This is a genomic window from Alcanivorax sp. (assembly GCF_040118815.1).
Classification (GTDB): domain Bacteria; phylum Pseudomonadota; class Gammaproteobacteria; order Pseudomonadales; family Alcanivoracaceae; genus Alcanivorax.
Map to the genome: position 1 here is coordinate 615,040 of NZ_JBEDTC010000015.1, position 14,286 is coordinate 629,325.

The 14,286-nt window shown below is 59.1% G+C and carries 12 protein-coding genes; 6 read left to right on the forward strand and 6 right to left on the reverse strand.

The genetic code is table 11. The features are described 5' to 3' along the window. Nucleotides 1-81 precede the first annotated feature (81 nt). The 5 genes from hslU to ABNH18_RS12215 all read right to left on the reverse strand — a co-directional run bounded on the left by hslU (nucleotide 82) and on the right by ABNH18_RS12215 (nucleotide 6,797). Nucleotides 82-1,425: an ATP-dependent protease ATPase subunit HslU gene (gene hslU / locus ABNH18_RS12195; RefSeq protein ID WP_349383072.1), complete on the reverse strand. Its 1,344-nt coding sequence runs from the start codon at nucleotides 1,423-1,425 to the stop codon at nucleotides 82-84. A gap of 2 nt (nucleotides 1,426-1,427) precedes the next feature. Continuing rightward, complete coding sequence (gene hslV / locus ABNH18_RS12200) at nucleotides 1,428-1,970, reverse strand: ATP-dependent protease subunit HslV (protein WP_349383073.1); 543 nt, start codon at nucleotides 1,968-1,970, stop codon at nucleotides 1,428-1,430. A gap of 143 nt (nucleotides 1,971-2,113) precedes the next feature. Then, nucleotides 2,114-2,746: an SPOR domain-containing protein gene (locus tag ABNH18_RS12205; RefSeq protein ID WP_349383074.1), complete on the reverse strand. Its 633-nt coding sequence runs from the start codon at nucleotides 2,744-2,746 to the stop codon at nucleotides 2,114-2,116. Continuing rightward, nucleotides 2,746-4,500 (reverse strand): arginine--tRNA ligase, encoded by a 1,755-nt coding sequence (argS, locus tag ABNH18_RS12210; RefSeq protein ID WP_349383075.1) that lies wholly within the window; start codon nucleotides 4,498-4,500, stop codon nucleotides 2,746-2,748. Before argS ends, ABNH18_RS12205 begins: the two co-directional genes overlap by 1 nt. A gap of 122 nt (nucleotides 4,501-4,622) precedes the next feature. After that, nucleotides 4,623-6,797 carry a primosomal protein N' gene (locus ABNH18_RS12215; protein WP_349383076.1) on the reverse strand — a complete coding sequence of 725 codons (2,175 nt, stop codon included), beginning with the start codon at nucleotides 6,795-6,797 and terminating at the stop codon, nucleotides 4,623-4,625. 137 nt (nucleotides 6,798-6,934) lie between these two features. Between ABNH18_RS12215 and rpmE the strand changes: the two genes are divergently transcribed. Together rpmE and ABNH18_RS12225 are read left to right on the forward strand one after the other, a co-directional pair. Continuing rightward, the gene (rpmE, locus tag ABNH18_RS12220) at nucleotides 6,935-7,153 is read left to right on the forward strand and encodes a 50S ribosomal protein L31 (RefSeq protein ID WP_007149307.1); all 219 of its coding nucleotides are present in this window, start codon (nucleotides 6,935-6,937) and stop codon (nucleotides 7,151-7,153) included. Nucleotides 7,154-7,260: 107 nt separating this feature from the next. Next, nucleotides 7,261-8,535, forward strand: a complete 1,275-nt coding sequence (locus ABNH18_RS12225; protein WP_349383077.1) for a malic enzyme-like NAD(P)-binding protein — start codon at nucleotides 7,261-7,263, stop codon at nucleotides 8,533-8,535. A gap of 111 nt (nucleotides 8,536-8,646) precedes the next feature. Here ABNH18_RS12225 and ABNH18_RS12230 read toward each other — a convergent pair whose 3' ends face one another. Further along, on the reverse strand, nucleotides 8,647-11,232 hold the full coding sequence (locus ABNH18_RS12230) for a penicillin-binding protein 1A (protein ID WP_349383078.1): 2,586 nt from the start codon (nucleotides 11,230-11,232) through the stop codon (nucleotides 8,647-8,649). A gap of 199 nt (nucleotides 11,233-11,431) precedes the next feature. Between ABNH18_RS12230 and ABNH18_RS12235 the strand changes: the two genes are divergently transcribed. The 4 genes from ABNH18_RS12235 to ABNH18_RS12250 all read left to right on the forward strand — a co-directional run bounded on the left by ABNH18_RS12235 (nucleotide 11,432) and on the right by ABNH18_RS12250 (nucleotide 14,275). After that, entirely contained in the window at nucleotides 11,432-12,499 is a 1,068-nt protein-coding gene (locus tag ABNH18_RS12235) for a pilus assembly protein PilM (protein WP_349383079.1), read from the forward strand. Further along, complete coding sequence (locus ABNH18_RS12240; protein ID WP_349383080.1) at nucleotides 12,496-13,068, forward strand: PilN domain-containing protein; 573 nt, start codon at nucleotides 12,496-12,498, stop codon at nucleotides 13,066-13,068. Before ABNH18_RS12235 ends, ABNH18_RS12240 begins: the two co-directional genes overlap by 4 nt. Next, the gene (locus tag ABNH18_RS12245) at nucleotides 13,065-13,733 is read left to right on the forward strand and encodes a type IV pilus inner membrane component PilO (protein ID WP_349383081.1); all 669 of its coding nucleotides are present in this window, start codon (nucleotides 13,065-13,067) and stop codon (nucleotides 13,731-13,733) included. Before ABNH18_RS12240 ends, ABNH18_RS12245 begins: the two co-directional genes overlap by 4 nt. An 89-nt stretch (nucleotides 13,734-13,822) precedes the next feature. Continuing rightward, nucleotides 13,823-14,275, forward strand: a complete 453-nt coding sequence (locus ABNH18_RS12250) for a pilus assembly protein PilP (protein ID WP_349383082.1) — start codon at nucleotides 13,823-13,825, stop codon at nucleotides 14,273-14,275. The last annotated feature ends 11 nt before the right edge of the window (nucleotides 14,276-14,286 follow it).

The window sequence follows — 14,286 nt, forward strand, 5'->3', positions numbered from 1 at the left end:
AGTGAGGGGCAGGCAGGCACCACGCATCACGCTGGCACGCAAAAGCGTGGTGCGTGCAGCGTGAGGCATGCCTGCGGTTATTTACAGAATATACCGGCTCAGGTCTTCGTCGTCGGCCAGTTCGCCCAGGTAGCGATCCACGGCTTCGGCATCCAGCACCAGCGGTTTGTCGTGGTACTGGGTGGCCAGGGAGTCGGCGTCGAAGCTGATCTCTTCCAGCAGTTTTTCCAGCACCGTGTGTAGACGGCGGGCGCCGATGTTTTCGGTGCGCTCGTTAACCTGCCAGGCCACCTGCGCGATGCGTTGGATGCAGTCGTCGGTGATCTCCAGGTTCAGGCCTTCGGTTTCCAGCAAGGCTTTGTACTGCTCGGTGAGAGAGCACTTGGGCTCGGTAAGGATGCGCTGGAAATCTTCCGGGCTCAGCGGGCTTAGCTCTACGCGAATCGGCAGGCGGCCCTGCAGTTCGGGGATCAGGTCGCTGGGGCGAGCCAGGTGGAAGGCGCCGGAGGCGATGAACAGAATGTGATCGGTTTTCACCATGCCGTACTTAGTGGAGACGGTGGAGCCCTCGATCAGCGGCAGTAGGTCGCGCTGCACGCCTTCGCGGGACACATCGGTGCCGCCGCCTTCGCCGCGCTTGGCCACCTTGTCGATTTCATCGATGAACACGATGCCGTTGTTTTCCACCACATCGATGGCCTGCACTTTCAGCTCGTCTTCATTGACGAAACGGGCGGCTTCTTCATCGCGGATCAGCCGGTAGGCTTCGCGGACCTTGAGCTTCTGGCTCTTGCGCTGCTGGTTGCCGCCCATCTTGGAGAACATCTGTTGCAGCTGGCTGGTCATTTCTTCCATGCCGGGGGGCGCCATGATGTCGACGCCGGGGGGCTGGCTGGCCACGTCCACGTCGATTTCCTTGTCGTCCAGTTCCCCTTCACGGAGTTTCTTGCGAAAGATCTGGCGGGTTTTGCTATCGGTGTTGTCGTTGGCGTTGCCGTCTTCTGCGCGTGCAGCGGGAAGCAGGGCGTCGAGAATGCGTTCCTCGGCGGCATCATCAGCTTGGCTGCCCACACGGGCGATTTCCTTGTCGCGCAGCAGTTTGATGGCCATTTCCATCAGGTCGCGGATGATGGATTCCACATCCCGGCCCACGTAGCCCACTTCAGTGAACTTGGTGGCTTCCACTTTAATAAAGGGGGCGTCTGCCAGCTTGGCCAGGCGGCGGGCGATTTCGGTTTTGCCCACCCCGGTGGGGCCAATCATCAGGATATTCTTGGGGGCGACTTCGGCGCGCATTTCGGCGGGCAGTTGCATGCGGCGCCAGCGGGTGCGCAGCGCCAGGGCAACGGCTTTCTTGGCCGCGTCCTGACCGACGATGTGGCGATTGAGTTCGGAAACAATGTCTTTGGGTGTCAGGGAAGCCATGATTAACCGTCCAGCTCTTCGAAGGTGTGGTTGTGGTTGGTGTAGATACAGATGTCGCCGGCGATAGACAGGGACTTGGCGACGATGTCGCGGGCCGGCAGATCGGTATTATCCAACAGTGCGGTGGCGGCGGACTGGGCGAAGGGGCCGCCGGAGCCGATGGCGATCAGGCCATCTTTTTCAGGTTCAATCACATCGCCGTTACCGGTGATGATCAGTGAGCTGTCTTTGTCAGCCACGGCGAGCAGGGCTTCTAGCCGGCGCAGGGCCCGGTCGGTACGCCAGTCCTTGGCCAGTTCCACGGCGGCGCGAACCAAATGCCCCTGGTGTTTTTCCAGCTGGGCTTCGAAGCGTTCAAACAGGGTAAAGGCGTCGGCGGTGCCGCCGGCGAAGCCGGCAATTACCTTGCCATGAAAAAGCCGACGAACCTTGCGGGCGTTGCCCTTCATGACAGTGTTGCCCAGGCTGACCTGGCCATCGCCACCGATGACCACGTTGTTACCTCGACGAACAGAAACAATGGTTGTACCGCGATACTGCTCCACGGGAATTCTCCTTTTTACGCGTAGAAAAGGAAGTGTGGGCGCGGGTGGGGGATTTCAAGGAGGAAAAGCTAGATGCTTGATGCCCAATGCCTGACGCGGGGTTGCATCAGGCGTTGGGCGTTGGGCGTTATGCATCAGGCGTTTTATTTTTTCATCTTGATCGGCAGGGTCTCAATGCCGTTGCCGGCCAGTTGGTCCTGGGCGCGGTGCATGGCGTTGAGATTGTTGTAGGGACCGATCATGACCCGGTGCCAGCTGTCGCCGCTGTCCAGGTTGACGGACTGAATGCTGGCCTCGAAGCCTTTCAGGATCAGTTCGGCCCGGCGGCGGTCCGCATCTTCGTTGCGGCGGAAGCTGCCGGCCTGCAGCAGGTATTTTTCGTTGTTGCGGGTGCTGGTCTCCGGCTTGCGAGTATTGGTCGGTTTGGTCGTGTCCGGTTTGCGGGTGGAGGTTTTGCCACTTTCCGTTTCGTTCTGCGGCACGATCACTTCCATCTTCGGCAGCACCGCATAGAAATCGAACTTGGGTGAATCTTCCCCGGGATCGCTCTTGGGTTCCGGTTTCGGTTCGGCCTTGGTGTTGGCGGGTTTGTCGTTGTTGGCCACCGGTGTGCTGCCGCCCTGCGCTATCTGGGTTTTGCCCAGGTGGAACAGGAAGGCCACGAACAGGCCGACCATCAAGCCGGTAAACAGCCACACCCAGCCGGGCACCTGGCGCTGGGGTTTCTTCTTGCGGGCGGGGCCGCGGCTGGCGCCGCGACGGGTGTTCTTCGCCATTACATGCGCTCCAGTGGGCTCAGGCCCAGCAGTTCCATGCCGTGTTTGAGAGTGCGGGCGGTGAGGGCAGCCAGCTTTAGGCGGCTATTGCGGATGCCTGGATCTTCCGTGCTGAGGATCGGACAGTGCTCGTAGAAGCTGGAAAACAGCCCGGCCACATCGTACAGATAGGCGCTGAGCAAGTGTGGCTGGCCCTTGTCGGCCACGTTTTGCAGCACTTCGCCAAATTGCACCAGCCGAGCGGCCAGGGCCTGTTCGGCCTCCTCGTTGAGCAGAAACTCACCGCTCACGCTGGCCATGTCCAGCTCCGCCTTGCGGAAGACGCTGGCCACACGGGTGTAGGCGTAGAGCAGGTACGGGGCCGTGTTGCCTTCAAAGCTCAGCATTTGTTCGAAGTTGAAGATGTAGTCGCTGCTGCGGTTCTTCGACAGGTCAGCGTATTTCACTGCGCCGATACCCACGGAGCGGGCGATGGTGCGTAATGCGTCGTCGTCCAGCTGCGGGTTCTTTTCTTTTACCAGTGTGTAGGCCCGTTGTTCTGCTTCGTCCAGCAGATCGACCAGTTTTACTGTGCCGCCGTCGCGGGTCTTGAACGGGCGGCCATCCGGGCCGTTCATGGTGCCGAACCCCATGTGGGCAAGTTCGGTCTGCTCGGGCACAAAGTCAGCCAGTTTTGCCAGCGTGAACATTTGTTGAAAATGCAGGGCCTGACGCTGGTCGACAAAATACAGCATGCGGTCGGCCTGGAGGGGGCCGGCACGGTAGCGTAGGGCGGCCAGGTCGCTGGTGGCGTAAAGGTAGCCGCCGTCGGCTTTTCGCACGATGACGGGCAATGGCTCGCCTTCTTTGTTCTTGAACGCATCCATGAAAACGCACTGGGCGCCCTGGCTTTCACTGAGCAGACCTTTGCGATTCAGGTCGGCGACGACCTGAGCCAGGTCGTCGTTGTAGGCACTTTCGCCATGGACGTCCTCCGGTGTCAGGCTGACGCCGAGGCGATCGTAAATGGCCTGACAATGGCTCAGGGACACCTGGTTGAATTCCGCCCACAGGGTCAGACAGTAATCGTCACCGGACTGAAGTTTTACTACCAGGGCGCGGGCGCGGTCGGCGAAGGTGTCGGATTCATCGAAGCGTTGCTTGGCGGCCCGGTAGAAGGTTTCCAGGTTGGCCAGTTCACGGCTTAACTCGCGCTCGCCTTCTTCGGCTTTCTGTTCTTCCAGGTAGGCCAGCAGCATGCCGAACTGGGTGCCCCAGTCGCCCACGTGGTTCTGGCGAATCACGGTGTGGCCGAGAAATTCGAGGGTGCGCACTACGGCGTCGCCGATGATGGTGGAGCGCAGGTGGCCCACGTGCATTTCTTTGGCCAGGTTGGGCGAGGAGTAATCCACCACCACAGTCTGGGGCTGCTCTGGCCGGTTGATGCCGAGAAAGTCGTCGGCCAGGGCGGATTCCAGCAAGCCGGTGAGCCAGTCGTCGGCCTGGAAAAAGTTGATAAAGCCGGGGCCGGCAATGTCTACCTTGGCCACCGCGTTGTCACTGGGCAGAGCGGCGATCAGCTTTTCCGCTAAGTCGCGGGGCTTCATGCCGGCGGGCTTGGCCAGCATCAGCGCGATGTTAGTGGCAAAGTCGCCGTGGCTTTTGTCCTTGGTGCGGTCGATTTGCACGGGCCGCTTGGCGTCAGCGGGCAGGGTGCCGTCATCGATCAGGGTGTCCAGGGCGCTTTCAATAAGGGGTATCAGGCGTTCTTTCATGGCACTCTTTTGTGGCGGGCGTCTGGGCCGTTTGACTGGCCGGCGATTGTACGGGAAAAGCCGAAGATCCGCAGCACGCTTCACGCAACACGCACCATGTGGGACTACGTCGTGTGGCGTTCCTACAGCATATCAATCGGATCCACATCCAGATGCCAGCGGCATTGGCGTCCTTCGGGCAGCTTGCGAGCTTGCTCCAGTAGTAGATTCAGGGCGTTATGCAGCGGTGCGCGTTGGGCGCTTTGCAGCAATAGTTGGGTGCGGAAGCGGCCGGCGCGTTTTTCCATGGGAGCGGGGATGGGTCCGAGAATGTGAACGTCTTGCGGCACTGCCACGGTGCTGAGCTGCTGCAGGAAGTTCATGGCGGTACCCATGGCCATGGCTTCGCAGCGGAACAGGGCCAGGTGGCCATGGGGCGGCAGACCAGCCATTTGCCGTTCTTCCAGCAGGGTGGTGGCCAGTTGTGGGTAGTCGCCGCTGGCGGCCAGTTGCAGCAGGTGGTGATCCGGGTGGCGGCTTTGCAGGATGACCCGGCCCTGGCCTTCCCGGCCGCTGCGCCCGGCCACCTGCAGCAGTAATTGAGCGGCTTGTTCCGGGCCACGGAAGTCGGCACTGAGAAAACCCGCGTCCATATCCAGAATCACTACCAGCGTCAGTTTGGGAAAGTGGTGCCCTTTGGCCAGCATCTGGGTGCCCACCATGACAGCGGGTTCGCCTTTCTGGATCTGCGCCAAGTGTGCATCGAGGGCGCCTTTGCGGCGGGTGGCATCCCGGTCGATGCGGATTACCGGCACCGGCAGGGACTGTTCCAGCAGTTCGGTGAGCTTTTCGGTGCCGCTGCCGGCTTCCTGGATGGCGCTGGAGCCGCAGTCCGGGCAGCGGCTGGGAACGCGCTGTTGGTAACCGCAGTGATGACAGCGCAGGGCGCGGTCGCTGCGGTGCCAGGTAAGAAAGCTGTCGCAGCGTTTGCATTCCGCCTGCCAGCCGCAGTCGTGGCAGAGGATCATCGGCGCGTAACCGCGCCGGTTGATGAACACCAGCCCCTGATTGCCGGCCTCCACGCATTGTTTCAGCGCTTGCAGCGACAGGGGGAGGAGCGGGTTGCCGGGGGCGGCCAGCCGGGCGTCAACGATTTCGATGGGGGGGCGGCTCTGATCGGTGGCGCGCTGCGACAGTCTGAGCCACTGAAAGCGGCCTTCCCGGGCCAGGTGCAGGGTTTCCAGAGCGGGTGTGGCGCTGCCCAGGATGACGGGGATGCCTAATTGCTGGGCGCGCCAGGTGGCCAGGTCCCGTGCGTGGTAGCGGAAGCCGTCCTGTTGTTTCAATGAGCTGTCGTGGGCTTCATCGACAATGATCAGGGCGGGGTTGAGCATGGGGGTGAAGATGGCGGAGCGGGTGCCGATGATGATGCGCGCCTGCCCTTCCCGGGCGGCCAACCAGTTGTCCAGCCGCTCCCGGTCGGTGAGCCCCGAGTGCAAGGTGACCACCGGGACGGCGAAGCGTTGCTTGAAGCGTTGCACGGTCTGTGGGGTCAGACCAATTTCCGGTACCAGCACCATGACCTGCTTGCCGGCGGCCAGCAGCGGCGCCATGGCTTGCAGGTAGACTTCGGTTTTGCCGCTGCCGGTGATGCCGTCGAGCAGGAAAGGCGTGAAGCCGTCGGCATCTTGAATTGCCTGAATGGCGGTGCGTTGCTCGGCATTGGCGGCCAGTGGAGCCTGGGCCAGGGTGTCTTTGGCCACGCCGGGACGGGTGTCTACCTGGATTTGCTCAGCCCAGCCCTTGTCGCGAAGGCTGGTCAAGGCAGCGGGGCTTACCTCCAGTGCCGCTAGCATGGCGCTACTCAGCCCTTTGGGATGTTCGCGCAAAGTGTGCAGGGCGTCTCGTTGGCGGGGGGCGCGGCTGACCTGGTCGTCGCTGACGTGTTGCCCGCGTTCGGTGATCTGCCAGCGTTTCTCCAGGCTGGCCTGGGCCTCACTGCCCTGGCGCAGCAGGGTGGGCAGGGCAAAATTGAGCACCTCGCCCAGTGGGTGATGGTAATAGCGGGCCGCCCGCTCGCACAGTTGATAGAGCTCGTCGGGCATCACCGGTTCGTCGTCGAGCACCGCCTGCACGGCCTTGAGCTTCGGGTAATTACTGGGAGCATGGCCATGGACGAGGCCAATCAGGGTGCGTCGCCCGAAGGGGACTTTAACCCGGCTGCCCCGGGGCGGCACCGTTGTGCTATTCAGCGCATAGTCAAAACAGCCGGGCAGGGGCACGGGCAAGGCAATTTGCAGGGTGTTTTTCGGTGACACTGAATTTCCTGGAGCCAGCGGCGGCTTTGCTCTTGCGCAATGGGGACAAGCTGTTATGATTCGCCTTCTTTTTCCCAGGCGCAAGCCGTGTGGTGCCTGTCGTCGAGGCCGGTAGCGACACAAAATGGAGCTTAGCAATGAAAGCAGAGATTCATCCTGATTACCAGACAGCGACCTATTCCTGTAGCTGTGGCAACGTTATCGAGTCCCGTTCCACCAAAGGTGGCGCTATGGACCTGGACGTTTGTTCCGCTTGCCATCCTTTCTATACTGGCAAGCAGAAGCAGGCCGACAGCGGTGGTCAGATCGACAAGTTCAAGCAGCGCTTTGGCATGATGCGCAGCAAGAAGGACTGATACGGCGTCTTCACAGCGCCTTTTGTAAAAAGCACCCTGCCGGGTGCTTTTTACGTTAAGTACTTGCGTACACAGTGTATATCCCAAGTAGGGAAGCGGAGACCAGCATGTCCGAGGATTTAAAAACGGCGGCCCTGGAATACCACGCCAAACCGCGGCCGGGGAAAATCAGCGTCGAGGTAACCAAGCCGGCGGCGACCAGTCGAGACCTGAGCCTGGCGTATAGCCCGGGTGTCGCGGAACCGGTGCGTGAAATCGCCCGGGAGCCGGAGCTGGCCTACCGTTTTACCTCCAAGGGCAACCTGGTGGCGGTCATCAGCGATGGCACCGCGATTCTTGGCCTGGGTAATCTGGGGGCGCTGGCGTCCAAGCCGGTGATGGAAGGCAAGGGCATTCTGTTCAAGTTGTTTGCCGGTATCGATGTGTTCGATATCGAGGTGGATGCGGAAGATTCTCAAGCCTTTATCGATACGGTGATGCGCATTCATCGCACCTTTGGTGGCATCAATCTGGAAGATATCCGTGCACCGGAATGCTTCGAGATTGAGCGAATTCTCAAAGAGCAGTGCGAGGTGCCGGTATTCCATGATGACCAGCACGGTACCGCCATTGTGGTGGGTGCCGGCCTGATCAATGCGCTGGAAATCCAGAACAAGCGCATCGAAGACATCAAGGTCGTGTGTGTGGGCGCGGGTGCAGCCGGTGTGGCGTCTGTGCGTTTGCTGATCGAGATGGGCGCGCGTAAGGAAAACATCCTGGTGCTGGATCGTAAGGGCGTGATTCACAGCCGTCGCGATGACTTGAACCAGTACAAGGCGGCGCTGGCCAACGATACCGATAAGCGCACTCTGGATGACGCAGTGGACGGCGCTGATGTGTTTATTGGTGTGTCTGGTCCGGATATGCTGACCCCTGATATGGTCAAGAAAATGGCGCCAAAGCCGATTATTTTCGCGCTGGCCAACCCGGACCCGGAGATTCGCCCGGAAGTGGCCAAGGCTGTGCGTTCGGATGCCATTGTCGCCACGGGCCGTTCGGATTATCCGAATCAGGTGAACAATGTGCTGTGCTTCCCATACATGTTCCGTGGGGCGCTGGATGTTCGCTCTACGTCCATCACCGAAGAAATGAAAATCGCTGCGGTACATGCCATCGCCGAGCTGGTGCGTACAGCGCCCCCGCAGGAGGTGTTGGATGCCTACGGCGGTGAGCCACTGACCTTCGGGCCGGAATACATCATTCCCAAGCCCAACGATCCGCGCTTGCTGGGTAAGGTGTCTGCGGCTGTGGCGCAGGCTGCGGTAGATTGCGGTGTGGCCCGTAAAGGCTATCCGTCGCACTACCCGCTGAACTCGCTGGACGAGATCTTTCCGGAGTTGTAACAAGAAACGCCAGCCATAAAAAAACCGCCGAAAGGCGGTTTTTTTATGGCTGCAAGCATCATGCAACACGCTTCACGCCTTTCCGTGTTGCATGTTGCGTGATGCGTCTCTTTAAAATATCTGCTCCGGCGCACTGTGCCCGCCCGGACCTCTTGCTGGTTCCATATCCGGTACCTGGCTTTTGATGAAATACTCACGAATGGAATTCGGGTTCTCCGGGCGGGCCAGCAGGCCGCTGTGTGGATCGATGCGCACGGTGGCGATGCCGGAGGGTTGTTCCAGCTGGTGGTTGGGTACGCCTTCCAGGGCCGGACCCATGTAATCCATCCAGATGGGCAGGGCTGCCTTGCCGCCGTATTCGCCCCAGCCCAGGGAGGCCGGGTTGTCGAAGCCAACCCAGACGGTGGCAACCAGGTCCGGTGAGTAGCCGGAGAACCAGGCGTCTACCTGGTCGTTGGTGGTCCCCGTTTTCCCGGCCAGGTCCCGGCGACCCAGGCCGTTAGCCTGATGGCCGGTGCCGCGTCGCACCACGTCTTGCAGTATGGAGTTCATCAACCAGGCAACGCGGGCGTCAATCACGCGGGGGGCCATGACTGGTGGTGGTTGCTGGGCCTGTGGGGTGCTCTCATCGCTGTCGTTCGCGTTCGCGTTCGCGTTCGCGTTGGCATTGTCGATGTCGGTGAGCGCCGGCGATGTTTCGTCGCTCTGCTGTGGTGGCTCACAGGGGCTATCGCAAAAAATGACCTCAGGGGCTTTCCAGAGCACATCGCCGTTGTCCTTTTCGATCTGCACGATGCTCCAGGGAGTCACCCGGTAGCCGCCGTTGGCAAAGATGCTGTAGGCCGAGGCAATGTCCATGGGGGTGACGCTGGCGCTGCCCAGTGCCAGGGAGAGGTCGCGCTGGAAGGTTTCCGCCGGCAGGCCGAAACGCTTCAGGGTGCCCATGGCCTGGCTGATGCCGATCTGGCGCAGGATGCGGATCGAGACCAGGTTCAGTGAGCGATACAGGGCTTCGCGCATGCGGGTGGGACCATAAAATTTGCCGCTGGCCCCGGTGGGGCGCCAGGCGGTTTCCAATTTGTCGTCGTCAAAGACCACCGGGGCATCGTTAATAATAGACGCCGGGGTGAAACCGTTCTCCATGGCGGAGGTGTAGACGAACGGCTTGAATACGGAACCGGCCTGGCGCTCGCTCTGTACTGCCCGGTTAAAGTTGGACGTGGAGAAGCTATAGCCCCCTTGCAGGGCAACAATGGCGCCGCTGGCCGGGTCCAGTGAGATCAGTGCGGACTGGGCCTTGGGCAGTTGAGCTAGGCGCCAATGGCGATCTTCGCCGCTACCGGCCGGGCGTACGTAGATCACGTCTCCTTTGCTAAGAACGTCGCCGGCCTGGGTCGGCTCCTTGCCTACATATTTATTGTTGAGCTGGGGGCGCGCCCAGCGGATGTTATTCCAGGCAAGCGGGCTGCGCTTGCCGTCCCGGAACAGAATTTCCGCGTCCTTGTCGCCCACGGTGGTAACGATGGCGGGTTGCAGGGGGCCGATGCGGCGCTGGTCCTTGATGCGTTCGGCCCAGTTGGCCACATCCGGGTCCAGGCCGGTGATGGTCTTTTCCAGCTCCGCTTCTTCGGCGACGACGGGTTTGTCGGTGCTGTCTTCCGGGGGCTTTTCGCTGTCGGTATTTGAAGGCGAGGGCAGGGCCGGGGCGTCGCTGATGTCCAGCTGTGCCAGTGGGCCGCGGTAGCCGTGGCGTTCGTCATAGCTGTGCAAACCGTTGCGCAGGGCGTTGACGGCAGCCTGTTGGCGTTTGCTGTCTACGGTGGTGATGATACGGATGCCGTCGGTGTAGATGTTGGCATCGACCAGGTCCATGGCTTGCAGACGGGCCATTTCGCCTAAATAGGCGGCATCGACTTCAGGTGAAGCGGCATGGAAACGGGCACTGACCGGGGCAGCCTGGGCCAGTTCTCGCTGTTCGGTAGTGATGGCGCCGGTTTCTTCCATGCGATGCAGGATCCAGTTGCGCCGGACTTGGGCCCGCTGAGGGTTGGTGATCGGATTGTAGGCCGATGGGGCTTTCGGCAGGCCGGCAATCATGGCCCACTGGGGCAGGCTGAGTCCGCCCACTGGCTTGCCGTAATAGACTTGGGAGGCGGCTTCGGCGCCGTAGGCCCGATGGCCCAAGTAGATTTTGTTCAAGTACAGCTCGAGGATTTCTTCCTTGCTGAGGACCCGTTCAATCTGGATGGCGAGCACGATTTCGTTGAATTTGCGCAGAAAACGCTGTTCTCGGTCCAGGAAGAAGTTTCGGGCCACCTGCATGGTAATGGTGGAGCCCCCGGAGCGGATTTCCCGGTAGCGGGCCAGTTCCACAAAGGCCCGCAACAGGCCTTTCAGGTCCACGCCGTTGTGGCGGAAGAAGCGTTCGTCTTCCGCAGCCAGTACCGCCTGGATCAGCGGTTCCGGCAGTTCGTCGTAAGTCACTGGCTGTCGGCGTTTTTCCCCGTATTCTGCGATCAGCTTCATGTCGCGGCTGTAGATGCGCAGGGGAATCTGGTATTCCACCTCGCGAATCTGGCTTGCCGGGGGCAGTTGGGGGGCCAAGTAAAGATAGCAGGCGGCGAGGGCTGCCAAGCCACCGCCGGTGCCGGCAATGAGAAGTAACAGCAGGTATCGGATCCAGGAGGGTAAACGCATGTTTTCGGCAACTACTGGCTGGGATCGGTAGAAAGGCCTAGCCGGCCCGTGAAGTGGGTCATTATATGGTGGAATGCTTGTTGTGATCTAATATCTGTTCTGCTATTACTAACACCTAAAGTGATTCGACATAAAAAACGTGTAAGTGTATCTTTAGCAAGAAAAAACACTTCAATAATAACCAGACGGGACGACGACAGTGCTGCCTTTCCTCAGAAAAAAGGCCCAGACACTACTGGGGATCGACATCAGCTCCACGGCGGTCAAGCTGCTGGAACTGTCCAAATCAGGGGGCCGCTACAAGGTTGAGAGCTATGGGGTTGAGCCCCTGCCGGCCAATGCGGTTGTCGAGAAAAACATCAGCGACGTGGAAGGTGTGGGCGATGCTATCGCCCGCCTGGTCAGCCGTGCGCGCCCCGGGGTGAAAGCCGCGGCGGTGGCGGTGTCCGGTTCCGCGGTGATCACCAAACTCATCGAAATGGATGCGGACCTGGACGAGGATGCATTGGAAATGCAGCTCAAGTCCGAGGCTGATCAGTACATCCCTTATCCCATGGATGAAGTCCGCATGGACTTTCAGGTCGTGGGGCCGGTGGAAAATAACGATGAGCGGGTGGAGGTGCTGGTTGCGGCTTCACGCACGGAAAACGTGGAAATGCGCACCGATGCTTTAGAAATCGGTGGCTTGCAGCCCCGCGCGGTGGATGTGGAAGCGTATGCCATGGAGCGTGCGTTTCAGTTGATCCAGGCCGGCTTGCCCAACGCGGATGAGCTGGAAACCGTGGCCGTATTCGATATCGGTGCCACCATGACCACGCTGAATGTGTTCCACCAGGGGCGCAGCGTTTATACCCGCGAACAGCTCTTCGGTGGCAAGCAGCTCACTGAGGAAATTCAGCGTCGCTACGGTATCTCCATGGAGGAGGCTGGCCTTGCCAAGAAGACCGGCGAACTTCCCGATGATTACGAAAGTGAAGTGCTGCAGCCGTTCAAGGACGCCATTGTCCAGCAGGTGAATCGTTCCCTGCAGTTTTTCTATGGCTCTACCCAGTTCAATGAAGTGGATTATATCCTGCTGGCAGGGGGGTCTGCCTCGATCGCTGATCTGAGCGATCTGATACAGGAGAAAGTGGGGGCGGGCTGTTCCGTGGCCAATCCGTTCAGTGACATGGCGCTGGCAAACAAGGTGAGTGCCTCTGCCATTGCCAATGATGCCCCTGCACTGATGATTGCCTGCGGCCTGGCATTGAGGAGCTTTGACCAATGACAACAACAATTAACCTGTTGCCCTGGCGCGAAGAGCGCCGCAAACAGCGCCAACAGGAATTCGTCATGCTGTTGGTTCTTGCGGCTATTGTGGGGGGCGGCATTTTTTGGATGTGGAAGGGATATGTGGATCAACAGATAACCGATCAGCGTGCCCGTAATAGCCATATTCAGACTCGCTCTGCAGAGCTGGATGACAAGATTAAAGAGATTAAAGAGCTTCAGTCTCGCCGTGATGAACTGGTGGCAAGAATGGAGGTTATTCAGAATCTGCAAGGCAATCGGCCGACCATCGTGTATGTGTTTGATGAATTGGTGAAGACGCTTCCGGATGGCGTTTTCTATAATGAAATCAAGCGAGTAGGTGATCTGTACACTATTGATGGTGTGGCTGAAAGTAACAATCGCATTTCCCGCCTGATGCGAAACCTGGATGAGTCCTCCTGGTTTCAGAGTGCGAATTTGCAAAATGTGACGGCGCTTGAAGAAGATGGATCTCAAGCAAATAGTTTTACGTTAACAGTCAAGCAGGCCTCTCTGAACAGCAATAAAGAGGGAGAAAAACAATGAAAGCCTCTGAGCTGAAAAATTTGGACTTGGGTGAGTTGATGGATGAGCTCAACAGTCTGGATTTCGAAAATGTGGGGGGGTGGCCCACACCGATCAAAATTGGTGCTGCTATTTTAGTGCTGGTGCTGGTTGTGACTCTCGGTTATTTCCTGTCGATTAGTGACGCAAATCAGGCGCTTGATCAGCAGCAGCGAGAGGAATCTACCTTGCTGCAGGCATACGAAAAGAAAGCCTTTGAGGCTCACAATCTGGACCAGTTTCGTAAGCAATTGGCAGAAATGGAGCAAACTTTCGGGGCGCTTCTTAAGCAGTTGCCGAAAGATACCGAGGTACCTGGCCTGCTTGAAGATATCACCCATACCGGACTGGGTAGTGGGCTGGAGTTTGAGAATATTGAGCTGAGGAGTGAAATTGAAAAGGAGTTCTATGCCGAGCTTCCGATCAATATTCAAGTGATCGGCGACTACCATGGGTTTGGTTCCTTCGTGTCCGGTGTGGCGTCGTTGCCTCGTATCGTAACGTTGCATGATTTCACGGTTGCGCGCCCATCCGATAGTAATAAAGAGCTGGCCGCTTTGGGGTTGCTGAGAATGGATATTACGGCGAAGACCTATCGCTATTCCAGTAAAGACGGTGGTGCAAACTCTTCCGGCAAGAAGAAATAAGGGGGCGTGAGATGATGAAAAATATAGTTTTTCTGTTGGTCGCTTGCGTTGCCTTGTTCGGGCTTTCCGGGTGCGGTTCCAGTGCAAATTTGTCCGAGCTGGATGCGCGCCTTCAGGAGATCAAGGCAAGGCCTCGGGGCAGAATTGAGCCGCCGCCGGAATTCAAGCCTATTGCTTCCTATTCGTATGCGGCGCACAAGCTGCGCTCGCCATTCAGCCCTCCGCAGGACCAAGAGCTGCTGGTGGTGCCCGATGGGCGAAAAGTGGAGCCGGATATGGGGCGGCCTAAAGAGTATCTGGAGCGATTCTCTCTGGATACGTTAAAAATGGTTGGCACCATTACCAGGCCTGGTCAGTCGCTTCAGGCGCTTGTCGCTGATCCTTCCGGGGCAGTTACCCGTGTCAAACCGGGCAGTTATATGGGGAAAAACTTTGGTCTGGTTAAGCAGGTTAATGAAACCAAAGTAAGTTTGATTGAAATCGTACCGGATGGTCGAGATGGCTGGGTGGAACGCGCCAGTAACGTCTCGATTTCCGAATAACAGTCGCTGGG

Bases quoted from the DNA above. Each gene is read 5' to 3' on its own strand.
- hslU (WP_349383072.1), bottom strand. From the start codon at position 1,425: ATGGCTTCCCTGACACCCAAAGACATTGTTTCCGAACTCAATCGCCAC.
- ABNH18_RS12205 (WP_349383074.1), bottom strand. From the start codon at position 2,746: ATGGCGAAGAACACCCGTCGCGGCGCCAGCCGCGGCCCCGCCCGCAAG.
- argS (WP_349383075.1), bottom strand. From the start codon at position 4,500: ATGAAAGAACGCCTGATACCCCTTATTGAAAGCGCCCTGGACACCCTG.
- rpmE (WP_007149307.1), top strand. From the start codon at position 6,935: ATGAAAGCAGAGATTCATCCTGATTACCAGACAGCGACCTATTCCTGT.
- ABNH18_RS12225 (WP_349383077.1), top strand. From the start codon at position 7,261: ATGTCCGAGGATTTAAAAACGGCGGCCCTGGAATACCACGCCAAACCG.
- ABNH18_RS12230 (WP_349383078.1), bottom strand. From the start codon at position 11,232: ATGCGTTTACCCTCCTGGATCCGATACCTGCTGTTACTTCTCATTGCC.
- ABNH18_RS12240 (WP_349383080.1), top strand. From the start codon at position 12,496: ATGACAACAACAATTAACCTGTTGCCCTGGCGCGAAGAGCGCCGCAAA.
- ABNH18_RS12245 (WP_349383081.1), top strand. From the start codon at position 13,065: ATGAAAGCCTCTGAGCTGAAAAATTTGGACTTGGGTGAGTTGATGGAT.